Source organism: Mariniphaga sp. (genome assembly GCF_041687215.1).
Lineage (GTDB): Bacteria > Bacteroidota > Bacteroidia > Bacteroidales > Prolixibacteraceae > Mariniphaga.
The window spans coordinates 2,716-14,366 of the sequence record NZ_JAWLCI010000025.1 but is presented as its reverse complement, the minus strand read 5'-3'; the positions used below and the strand labels follow the sequence as shown (position 1 = coordinate 14,366).

Annotated in this window: 8 protein-coding genes; 6 read left to right on the top strand and 2 right to left on the bottom strand. The window is 42.2% G+C overall.

Features of this window, described 5'->3' with window-relative positions; translation table 11 throughout:
* Nucleotides 1-3: 3 nt before the first annotated feature.
* From ACESMA_RS10520 to ACESMA_RS10495, 6 genes are all read left to right on the top strand, one after another.
* Entirely contained in the window at nt 4-1,296 is a 1,293-nt protein-coding gene (locus ACESMA_RS10520; RefSeq protein ID WP_372948768.1) for a glycosyltransferase family 4 protein, read from the top strand.
* Nucleotides 1,297-1,322: 26 nt separating this feature from the next.
* Nucleotides 1,323-1,997, top strand: coding sequence for an ABC transporter ATP-binding protein (locus ACESMA_RS10515; RefSeq protein WP_372948767.1), 675 nt, complete (start codon nt 1,323-1,325; stop codon nt 1,995-1,997).
* 146 nt (nt 1,998-2,143) lie between these two features.
* The gene (locus ACESMA_RS10510) at nt 2,144-5,500 is read left to right on the top strand and encodes an FtsX-like permease family protein (RefSeq protein WP_372948766.1); all 3,357 of its coding nucleotides are present in this window, start codon (nt 2,144-2,146) and stop codon (nt 5,498-5,500) included.
* A gap of 136 nt (nt 5,501-5,636) precedes the next feature.
* Nucleotides 5,637-7,100, top strand: coding sequence for an IS1634 family transposase (locus tag ACESMA_RS10505; RefSeq protein WP_372948765.1), 1,464 nt, complete (start codon nt 5,637-5,639; stop codon nt 7,098-7,100).
* On the top strand, nt 7,061-7,195 hold the full coding sequence (locus ACESMA_RS10500; protein ID WP_372948764.1) for a hypothetical protein: 135 nt from the start codon (nt 7,061-7,063) through the stop codon (nt 7,193-7,195). The genes ACESMA_RS10505 and ACESMA_RS10500 overlap by 40 nt, the downstream gene beginning before the upstream one ends.
* Nucleotides 7,196-7,308: 113 nt before the next feature.
* Entirely contained in the window at nt 7,309-7,806 is a 498-nt protein-coding gene (locus ACESMA_RS10495; RefSeq protein WP_372948763.1) for an isochorismatase family cysteine hydrolase, read from the top strand.
* A gap of 38 nt (nt 7,807-7,844) precedes the next feature.
* Here the strand turns inward: ACESMA_RS10495 and ACESMA_RS10490 are convergent, their stop codons facing one another.
* Nucleotides 7,845-8,504, bottom strand: coding sequence for an oxidoreductase (locus ACESMA_RS10490; RefSeq protein ID WP_372948762.1), 660 nt, complete (start codon nt 8,502-8,504; stop codon nt 7,845-7,847).
* Nucleotides 8,505-8,561: 57 nt separating this feature from the next.
* Nucleotides 8,562-11,651, bottom strand: a 3,090-nt coding sequence (locus tag ACESMA_RS10485; RefSeq protein WP_372948761.1) for a two-component regulator propeller domain-containing protein, incomplete at its 5' end; no start/stop codon positions are given.

Here is an 11,651-nt window from a genome sequence, read left to right as displayed (position 1 = left end):
ATTATGAACATCATACAAATCATACCCGGTTCGGGAGGAAGTTTTTACTGCGGCAACTGCCTGCGCGACAGCAAATATTTTAATGCACTGCGGGCAGAGGGGCACCATGTAACCAAAATTCCCATGTACCTGCCGTTGTTCGGCGATGAACACGACATTTCTGATGTGCCTATTTTTTACGGCGCCATCAGCCTCTACCTGAAGCAGGTTTACCCCATTTTCAGAAAGGCGCCTGCTTGGGTGGATAAATTGTTGAATTCAAAGCCCATGATGAAAATGGCAGCTTCAATGGCTGGTTCTACAAGAGCCAAGGGGCTGGAGGACATGACCTTTTCCATGCTTTTGGGCGAGGAAGGGGAACAAAAAGCAGAGCTGGACCACATGGTGAACTGGATTGCCGAACATTGTAAGCCCGACATCATTCATATCTCCAATGCATTGCTCCTGGGTTTAGCTAGGCGGTTAAAGGAAAAAATTGGCGTGCCTGTACTTTGTTCGCTGCAGGACGAAGATGTTTGGATTGACCCCATGCAACCTCAGTTTCAGAAAAAAATATGGGATTTGATGCACGAGCGGGCAAAAGATTTGGATGCACTGGTTTCGGTGAGCAATTATTTTGCCGGCGAGATGAAAAAGCGGATGAACCTCACAGGTGAAAAGATTAAAACCATTCACCTGGGCGTTGCAGTGGAAGATTATAAATACATTTCTCCCGGGGAAAAGGAACGCAACGTGGGATACATCTCACGGATGTGCCACAAAGATGGTTTTGACATTGTGGTGGATGCATTTATAGAATTGAAAAAGAAACCGGGATTTGAAGATGTAAAACTTGTTGCCACCGGCGGTTATACCGGCGACGATGCCAAATTTATAAAGGAGCAGAAACATAAAATAAAGGAAAACGAACTTTCAGATTCTTTTGAGATTTTGCCGGAATTTGAAGACGAAGCCGTTCACGAGTTCTTTAAAAAAGTATCGCTGGTTTCGGTGCCTGTGCGTATTGGCGAAGCATTTGGCATTTACCTGCTGGAATCGATGGCATCGGGTGTTCCTGTGGTACAGCCTGCCCTGGGCGCTTTCCCTGAAATTATTGAGTTGTCGGGCGGAGGCGTTACTTACATGCCAAACTCGCCGCAAAAACTAAGTGAAACCTGGGCTGGTTTACTTTCCAACATGGAAAAAATGGAGAAACTGAGCCGTGCCGGTTACGAAGGAACAAAAGCAAATTTTGATATTCATGCCAAGGCAAAAGAGACCATTGATTTGTATGAGAAACTATCTCAAAAAGAATAAAGAGCGAATATTAATAGAAAAAACTGATGCTGTTACTACTGCAAAATATTACAAAAGGCTACGGTGAACCGGGCTCCCACAGTTACCGGCCTGTGCTGAAAGAGCTCAACCTTGAGGTGGACAAAGGCGAAAAAATTGCCATTGTGGGGCCAAGTGGCTCAGGAAAAACCACGTTGCTGAACCTGATTGGCGCTTTAGACCAGCCTGAAAAAGGAAAAATCCTGTTCGACGGAAAAGACATTACCGGCTATTCAAAAACCGAGCTGGCAACTTTCAGAAACAAACATCTGGGGTTCATTTTCCAGTTGCACCACCTGATGCCGCAGCTTACGCTCATGGAAAACGTTTTGCTTCCTTTACTTCCGCAGGGGAAAAATATTTCGAAGGAGCATAAAGAGTGGGCCGAACACCTTATTCAAAAGGTGGGAATCTGGGAACAGCGTGAACAAAAGCCATCGCAATTGTCGGGCGGTGAATGCCAGCGTACAGCAGTGGTTCGCGCGCTCATAAACAAACCGGAGCTTTTGCTGGCTGACGAGCCCACCGGCGCCCTCGACGAAGAAAACGCCAACGCACTTACCGAATTGTTGGTTAATTTAAGCGAAGAAGAAGGTGTAACATTGATAAATGTAACCCATGCTGCCGCTCAGGCTGACCGGATGGATAAAAAGTACACGCTGAAAAACGGGATATTAGTTTAAAGTTCTGAGTTCAAAGTTTAAAGAAATAAAGTTTATAGTTGGATATTGTGCATGGAGTTGGAATAAAAAAGCAAGTTGAAAATTATTTGATGATTGTTGATGACCTGTCAGCGTCCCCGACCTGACAGCGTCGGATTAAAATGTTTATGACAAGACTTAATTACATATTAAAATCTTTTTTTCATTACCTGAAAGCCAATCTGCTGGTGGCGCTTGGAGTGGCCATCAGCACTATGGTGCTTACTGGCTCGTTAATTATTGGTGACTCGGTGCGGCACAGCCTGGAGCAAACCACTTTTTTTCGACTGGGAGAAACAACACATTTGGTGGCGGTAACAGAGCGCTATTTCCGGCAGGAGATGGCAACTGAGATGGAGATGGAAAACCCCGAAATTCAGGCTGCACCCATTTTGCTGCTCGAGGGAGTTGCAGTCGCCGACGGGGGTCAGCGCCGTGTAAATCGGGTGCAGGTTGTGGGTGTTGACGAAAATTTTGAAAAAATCGCCCAGACTGAAATTTATTCTGAGCTGGCGGATAATGAAATAGTTGTCAGTCGTAACCTGGCCGAACGGCTGGAGGTTGGTGATGGCGACAATATTCTTGTACGTATAAAAAAAGCCAGCCTTATTCCATTGAACGCTCCTTTTGTTTCGGATGAGGAAACCAGTGTGTCGTTACGCGCCACCATCAAAAAAGTGGTGGATAAAGAAGAGATGGGCCGGTTTAGCCTGAAAACATCACAGTCGGCGCCCTACAACCTGTTTTTGTCGCTTGCCCGGCTGAACCGTCTGATGGAGTTTGAAGGCAAAGCCAATCACATTTTGGTTTCTTCAAACCTCAGCTCAGAAGAGATACGAAAATCGGTGGAGAACTGTCTGACCCCTGCCGATGCCGGTTTGAAAATGAAACACATCGCTGCCACGAACGAACTGGAAATTTCAACTGAACGGGTTTTTATGGAACCCAAAGTGGCGCAAACACTGGAACAACTGCCCGGTGCAAAGCCGATGATTACCTATTTTATAAACGGGATTGGGAGAGAAGTCGGTAGTCAGAAGTCAGAAGTCGGAAGTCAGAAATCAGAAGTTGGAAGCTCGAAGTCGGAAGACAATCACAATCAATCACAATCAATCACCACCAATCACCATCAATCTCTTTCCATTCCTTATTCCTTCGTTTCATCTCTCGGAAGCGGACAACTGGCCGATAACGAAATCATTCTTACCCAATGGGCTGCTGATGATTTAAATGCAAACCCGGGTGATACCATTAAATTGAAATACCTTGAAATCGGTCCGCTGCGGCAGTTAATCGACAAAGAATCTGAATTTATACTGAAAGAAATTGTTCCCATGTCCAATGAATGGGCTGATTCCACCCGCATGCCTTGGTTGCCCGGGCTATCAGATGCCGGCCATTGCCGCGAGTGGGATGCCGGCGTGCCCATCGATTTGGATGCCATCCGTGACAAGGACGAAGATTACTGGACGGAATGGGGTGGAGCGCCCAAAGCTTATGTTTCGCTAAACAAAGCCCTGGAAATGTGGGAGAACCGGTTTGGAGTTTACACCGCGGTCAGGTATCCGGCAGAAACATTTAACGAGGAAAACTACCGGCAGGTTTTTGCCGAAAACATTCGCCCATCCGATTTGGGAATGGCTATGGAACCCATTCGCGAACAGGGACTCGCTGCTGCAAAGAATGGTACAGATTTCAGCGGATTGTTTCTGGGACTGAGCTTTTTTATTCTGGCCGCTGCCATTATTCTTACGGCATTGCTTTTCAGGTTAAACCTGGAGACCCGTTCGGCAGAAATCGGTGTGCTTTCAGCGCTGGGTTTCAAAGAAAAACAGGTGCGCAGCTTTTTTCTGCTCGAAGGATTTGTAATAGCTCTGGCCGGCGGACTATTGGGTCTGGCCTTATCGGTTTTATACACATCAGCTGTTTTCCGCGTTTTGAACACCCTTTGGTTTGATATTGTGCGCACCAATGTGCTGCTCATGAAAATTTACCCGGTTACCCTCATTTTGGGGTTGGTAATCAGTCTGGTAGTTTCGCTTGGTGCCATTTTTATTTCCATTTATCGATACCAGAACCGCAAAACAGCCGAACTGCAAAAACGCACTGGCACCGAAATGACTCAAGGTCGGCGTCTGGCACTGGATGTGCTGATGTGGATTTCTATCCTCATTCCGGTTTTCCTATTGCTTATGCAATTGCTTCGGCCTCCGGCGCTCAACCCCATGCTTTTCTTTTTATCGGGGGGTCTGCTGCTCGTTGGATTATTGTTAGCCTACCGGAAACTGCTTTTGAGAATGGAGGTGCAAAAAACAGGGGAAATCAGATTGAATAGGTTGTCGCAACTGAACCTGGCCCGCAACAGGAGCCGTTCACTCACGGTAGTAACCTTGTTTGCTTTGGGCACATTTCTGGTTATTTCCACCGGTTCGTACAAACTCGACTTGTTTGCCAACGCACAAGATAAATCCAGTGGCACAGGAGGATTTCTATGGTTTGCTGAAACCACCATGCCGGTGCTTTACAATCTGAACAACCCGGAGAAAAGGGCCGAAGAAGGTATTTATGAAGATTTTACTTCGGTGCAATTCCGGCAGGTGGAAGGTGACGATGCCAGTTGTCTCAATCTGAACCGCATTGCCCAGCCAGCCATTCTGGGAGTTGATCCGATGGCGCTGAACGGACGGTTTTCGTTTGCCACCCGCATGAAAGGTATGGATGCCGAAGACCCCTGGTCAGCGCTGAATGAACCACTGGGAGACGGTTCCATTCCGGCCATAGCCGACCAGACTGTCATACAGTGGGGACTGGGCAAAAAAGTAGGCGATGAACTGCTTTACCAAAACGAAAAAGGCGATACCCTGAGGCTGAAACTTATAGCAGGAACCACGCCTTCCATTTTCCAGGGATACGTGATTATTTCCAACGAACATTTTCTGAAAAACTATCCTTCGAACAGCGGTTCTTATGTTTTTTTAATCGAGGGCGAACCGGAGCAGGAGGAAGCCATTGGAGAAGAACTCCGCTCAGTTTACCGCGATTATGGATGGGAAATGGAATCCACGGCCAAACGACTGGTGGAGTTTTATTCGGTAACCAACACCTACCTGAGCATTTTTCTGGCGCTCGGTGCGCTGGGAATGATTCTCGGAACCATAGGGCTGGCGATAATTTTAGCCCGCACCATCCTGGAACGCCGCCGCGAAATAGCGCTGATGCAGGCCATCGGATTCGGTACCCGGCAATTGTTCCGTTTGCTGGTAAACGAATACCTGCTGTTACTTGCTGCCGGCGTTTTAACCGGATTTGTTACTGCAGTGGTAGCCACACTTCCATCCTTCATTTCATCGAATACAGATGCTTCGCTGGGAACAGTAGCTCTGATTACTGCAATCATTCTGATTAACGGATTTCTCTGGATAGCCGGGCTGAGCTGGTTTTCTCTGCGGAAAAAAAAGCTGGTAACGGGATTGAGGGTGGAGTAATTGTCCATTTTTTACATGGCCTAACCCATGTCGTGGCCCCTGACTTGTCAAGCCTTTTATGTAATAAAATTTTCAATATTGTATATCAGGTTGTTACGTTGAAAAAATCTTAAATTTACCGCACTAAGGTAAATTTATGCTACGTATTAGAGTCGTTAAAACCGCATCTGGGTCTAGTGCAGTTCAAGTAGTTTACTACAAGAATGGCAAGCGTATTATATTTAAGCATATCGGTTCTGCGAGCAATAGTAATGAATTAGAGTCGCTGAAATTGGTTGCCAAGGATGTTATAAAGAACTTCGATCCGGAAATTCCTTTTTTTGAAGAGGCTAAGCTTGATAATCTTCTGTATCTGGACAAGACCGAGTTTTTGGGTGTGTATTCTACTTTTCTCCATGAGGTAATCTCTGGTCTGATTTCTCAGGTAGGTTTGGATAGAATCGGGAAAAAATTGTTGCTTGATCTGGTAACTATTAGAATTGTAGAGCCCGCCTCAAAACTGCGTTCTATAGAGCTTTTAGAGAGTTATTTTGGGATTAAGCATAGAAGGCAGAGCAATTACCAATCTTCTCCGCAATGGCTTCTTCTGAAGGAAGAAATTGAGAATATTGTTGTAGAGTTTGCCAAGAGCAACTATGCCTTTGATTTTGACCTGTTGTTTTACGATGTGACCACTTTATATTTTGAAACATTTGAGGAAGACGAGCTGCGAAGAAACGGTTCTTCCAAAGACAACAAATCACAGCAGCCGCAGATCATAGTCGCCCTGATGGTTACCAAAGAAGGCTTTCCAATAGCGTACAGTATTTTTTTCGGCAATACCTTTGAAGGGCATACAATAATACCTGTGGTAAATGGATTCATCAAGAAACACCCAGTAAAAGAGTTTACTGAGGTTGCCGATGCCGCAATGATAATCACTACCAACATACAGGCGCTTTTGTCAAATAACATCAACTACATTGTAGGCGCAAGGCTGGGCAACTTATCCAGTGATTTGATTGAACAGATCAATGGCAGCATTACCAGAGAGGACGGGGAAAGCATCAGGATAAAAACAGATAATGGGCATTTGATTTGCGCTTACTCTTCGATTCGTTACCGAAAAGACAAGTATGAGATGGAAAAGCAAATTGAGAAGGCTCGGGCCATTATCGAAACTCCCTCAAAAGGCAAAAAGGTAAAGTTTATCAAAACCACGGGGGAGCAAGCATTGCTTAACCAGGCCTTGATTGAGAAATCAAAAAAACTGTTAGGGATCAAAGGCTACTATACCAACCTGGACGAGAATGTCGCAAGTAACCAAACAATCATCGAGCGTTATCACGAACTTTACAGAGTGGAACAAGCCTTCAGAATATCGAAGCACGATTTACAAACAAGACCCATCTTTCACTTCAAGGAAGATCCTATAAATCTTCACATCTTAATCTGTTTCATGGCACTGGTTGTGTCAAAGCACATTGAATTGGCTACAGGAGACTCTATTAAAAAGTTTATAACGGAGTGCAGAAAGGTGACAGCAAGTTCGGCAACAAATCATTTGACAAGAAAAGTGAATTGTTTCAGGACACAGCTCTATCAAGCTACACAGAAATAAGAGAAAAAACTCAATGGATAGAAGCAGAAATTACGGAACGCCATAAACGTATTTCTGACTTTGCAAAACAGTATTTTGATACCGTGAATTTATAACAAATGAACGAAACACTGCAGGTAACATCGTTATCGCAAGCGAACAAATGAAAGTGCGATGGACAATGAAAAGGAAATTGAATTAAAACATAAAAATAAAAGAAGGAAATCCCATGCAGAAAAAGTCTTTAGTGGTTATTGACATTCAAAATGACATTACCAAAAACTACAAAGAAATTATTAACAATATTAATCGATCAATAGATTGGGCAGTGGAAAATAAAATTCATGTCGTTTATATAAAGCATTATAACTTATCTGACGGGACAAGGACTTTCAAACCTAATACCCGTGGTTCTGAATTAGTTTCGGAAATGAAATTGGTTTCCAAAAACATTTTTGAAAAATCCAAAGGCAACGCATTGACCAGCGAAAATTTTGCTGACTTTATCAAGAAAAATGAAATAAGCGAATTTTACATTACAGGAGCAGACGCCATTGCCTGCGTTAAATCAACCGTATTTAATATGTGCAAGGAAAACTACAAAGTTACAGTTTTATCAGATTGTATTACGAGTTATGATAAAAGGAAAATTGACGGAATGCTGAATTATTACGAAAAAAATGGCAGTAAAATAATTAATTTGAAAGACTTGTTAGATTCTAAATAAAAATGCCAGAGGCTAACGTTTCATAAAAGTAACCGCTACTACTCAACCCTGCCTGCCAGTGCAAAAACTTCATCTCCTTCCCAAATTGTTTTTTTTGGATTGGGATTTAAAACAGCATTTATCATGGCTTGTGCAACGGTTTCTCCGGAAATGGGCCGGTATTTTTTAAAGACAAATTTTGTAACAAACCGGGCAATTGGGATAGACATTTTTTCCATCCATCTGGTTTCATCCCGGTCGCCGGTGAGCGAAGAGGGCCGCAAAATGGCCAGGTTTTTCAGGCCCAGGTTGGCCACTGCATCGTCCAGTTCGCCTTTAATTCGTGTATAAAATATATTCGATTTTGAATTCGCTCCGATAGATGAAACCAGCACATAATTTTCAATGCCTTTTTCTTTGGCTTTTTGGGCAAAATTCAGGTTAAACGTGAAATCAACTTCGTACTGTCTTTCCTTGCTTCCGGCTTGTTTGAGTGTGGTCCCCAATGCCGAAAAAAGCACATCGCCGGTTAGCTTTTTTGCCCACGTTTCTTCTTTTGCGAAATCAACAACCACTTGTTCGAGTTTGGGATGTGAAATTTCCGAATCGCGTCGAACAAAAATCCGGACTTTCCCGAAGTTCTCGTTTTCAAGCAATTGCTTTACCAACTCTTTTCCAACCAGGCCGGTTGCCCCAATCACATTTGCAGTCAGATTCATTTTATAGTTTTTTAAATTTTCGAAAATAAAACCTGTTCACGAAAAAGTTTGTTTTGCTTAATTATGGGCAGATGGCAACGTAAAATGAAAAATTGTTCCTTTGGGTTGGTTCGGTTCTGCCCAAATTTTTCCATTGTTGTTGTGTACAAATTCTTTGCAAATCACTAATCCAAGTCCGGTCCCTTTTTCTCCTGAGGTTCCGTTACGATTAATTTTATCCAGATCAAAGAGTTTTTCTGCGTCTTTTTCGTTAATTCCAATTCCGGTATCTGCAATGCTAATTTTAACTTCACCATTTTTTGAAGTTGCATAAAGATTTACATTTCCTCCCTGAGGTGTAAATTTTATGGCATTACTTAAAATATTGCGTATTACCGTATTTATCATTTCCCTGTCGAAAAATGCTTCTATATCGTCAGAAGAATGGCCAGAAATAGATACCTTTTTTTGTTCAGCTATTTGTTTTTTTAGGTCTAAATTCTTTTTCAAAACATCGCTTAAATTCTGTTTTTTAACTGATGTTGTTGTAGTTTCCATTTGTGAACGGGCCCACAAAAGCAGGTTTTCAAGTAGCTCGTATGTGTTGTAGGCCGAAGATTTTGCCGACTGAAGTAATTCGTTTTGTGTTAAAGTATCATAATTGTTTTCCGGGTCGGTTAGTAAATCCAAAATACCTAAAAGCCCTGAAAACGGACTTCGTAAATCATGTGAAATAATGGAAAAAAATTTGTTTTTGGATTGGTTGGCAACCTCTAGTTCTTCGTTTTTCTGAACCAATTCCTGTGTACGAATTTCAATTATTTTTTCCAGCTCTTTTTGGCGTAATTTCATTACACCTGACCGTGCCTTTAAAATGAGGTAAAAAATAGCTGCTGAAATCAATATAATAAAAATGTAAAAAGGAATGGATAGCCAAAATGGTCTTTTAACTGAAATTTCTATGGTGGAGTTGTTGCCCGTCCATTCATTGTTTTTTTGTTGTGTTTCAACAATAAAAGTATAATTTCCCGGTGGCAAATGGGTAAAAGAAGCCATTTGTTCATTTTCAAGATACACCCATTCTTCATGAATGCCAACAAGTTTGTACCTGAATTTTTTAATGCCTCTGTTTGAAAAATCCAGGGTTGTAAACTGAACTAGAATCAACTTGTGGTTGTGGTCCAAAACCAGGTTCATTTTTTCACCTTCGCCGGCCAATTGCTTCGGGTACAATGTTTCACCATCAACCCATAATTCTGTAATCAGTACTTTTGATTTTTTTTCATTATAACCTGAAACATCATTTGGGTTAAAAAAATCAATTCCTTCATTTCCGCAAAAAAAGACCGATCCATCTCCAGTGGTTGCTCCCGATCTTGGGAAATAATTGGAAGATAAAATTCCGTCGGAACGGTTGAACCAGGTTGGTTCTGTTTCCATTTCTGTTTTATCTGAATTCCATTTGTAATTTAACCTGAAAATGCCGTCAATTGTACTTAACCATAGTTCTCCGGGTTTTACTGACTGGATGGAAGAAATGTTCAGAAACGGGAAATCCTGGTCGGTAAAAACCGGAATAAAATTTTCCAGTGCAGGTGAATAAACATTTAATCCTTTTTCAGTACCGGCCCAAACCAGTCCTGAATTGTCGCAATAAACAACCCCAACAGTACTGCTGTTGAGTGTTTGCGGGTTATTTTCTTCATGAAAAAAAACCGTAAACCGGTTGTTTGTTGGGTCGAACCTTGTTAATCCGTGTGCTGTTGCTATCCAAAGTTTATCTTGCAAATCGAAACAAAGGTTGAAGGAGAAATCGTTTGATAAAGAAGACAATGGATTTTTCGGATCGTGCCGAAATAATTGCATCTCCTGAGATTCAGGATTGTATTTACCAAGTCCAATTCCATGAAGGCTTATCCAGATGTTTCCATTTTTATCTTCGGTAATTCCACGAATATCGGCTGTTTCAATCCGTTTGAAATCTGAATCTGGTTTTATGTTCGCCGGTTCAAATATATTCTTCCCCGGATATAAAACATTTAAACCCAACATCCAGCCACCAGCCCAAATCCGGTTTTTGGAATCCTCAAAAATGGCCATTACTGAACCGGCCTGAATATCTGGATTTTTTGATTTAACCTGATACTTTTTTTTGATGAGGGGATCGTAGGAATGTTTTTCAATGAGCCCGGCTTCGTAACCCAGCCACAAATTTCCGGCTTTTTCAAAATGAATGGCAGTAACCTCTTTGTGAGTAAGTTGGTAGGCTCTATCTTCATGTGAAATTATAAAATGTGAAAACGGGACATTGGTCAAGCCGTAATCAAAGCCTCTGATTCCCAGCGAAAGCCAAAGATTTTCTTCATCATCCAAATGCACGTAATTTACAGTTGTCCGGTAAAGGCTCAGCGGATTATTGGGTACGTTGGTGTAACGGTTAAAATTTCCGGTTAAATTATTGTATTTAAATATACCATTATTGGTGGCCAGCCAGAAAACAGAATCGTTTAATTGTTTGAAATGATGAATGGCGTAACCCATTTGGTTTAACCGGTCATTTTGTACCGTTCTTTTCTGAGGTTCAATCCAGAAAAACCCATTGGAGAGGGTTCCCAAATAAAGCGTTCCTGAGCTGAAATGAATTTCCGAAATGTTGAACATCGAGAAATCGGTATCTTCAATTTGACTAAAATCCTCAATTTCACCAGTCTCCGGATTAAATCGCCAAAGCCCGGCCGGGTAAGTTACCAGCCAGATTTTGCCGTCGGGCTGGCCGGTTACCTCTACAATATAGTTTGAAGGCAGGTTTTTAAATACTGCATTTTTCGATGATTCTGCAGCTGTAAACCAATCAGTTTTTTCAGTTTTCGGATTATACCTCGCCAATCCAAATTCTGATGCAATCCAAAGTACCCCGTTTTTATCTTCAAAAAAATCGAGTATTCTTTGTTGCTCAAACCCATTTCCCAATTTAATGAATTGGTTTGTAGCCGGGTTAAAATATGAAAGTCCGTCGTTTGAACCTACCCAAACGGTACCATTGGAATCGGTATAAATAGTATTTATTCGAACGAAGGGAACAGGTGAAGAATTTAAAAAAGTGGTTTGATAAATGGTAAACCGGTTTCCGTCAAAACGATACATTCCATTTTCTCCTGCCAGCCAGAT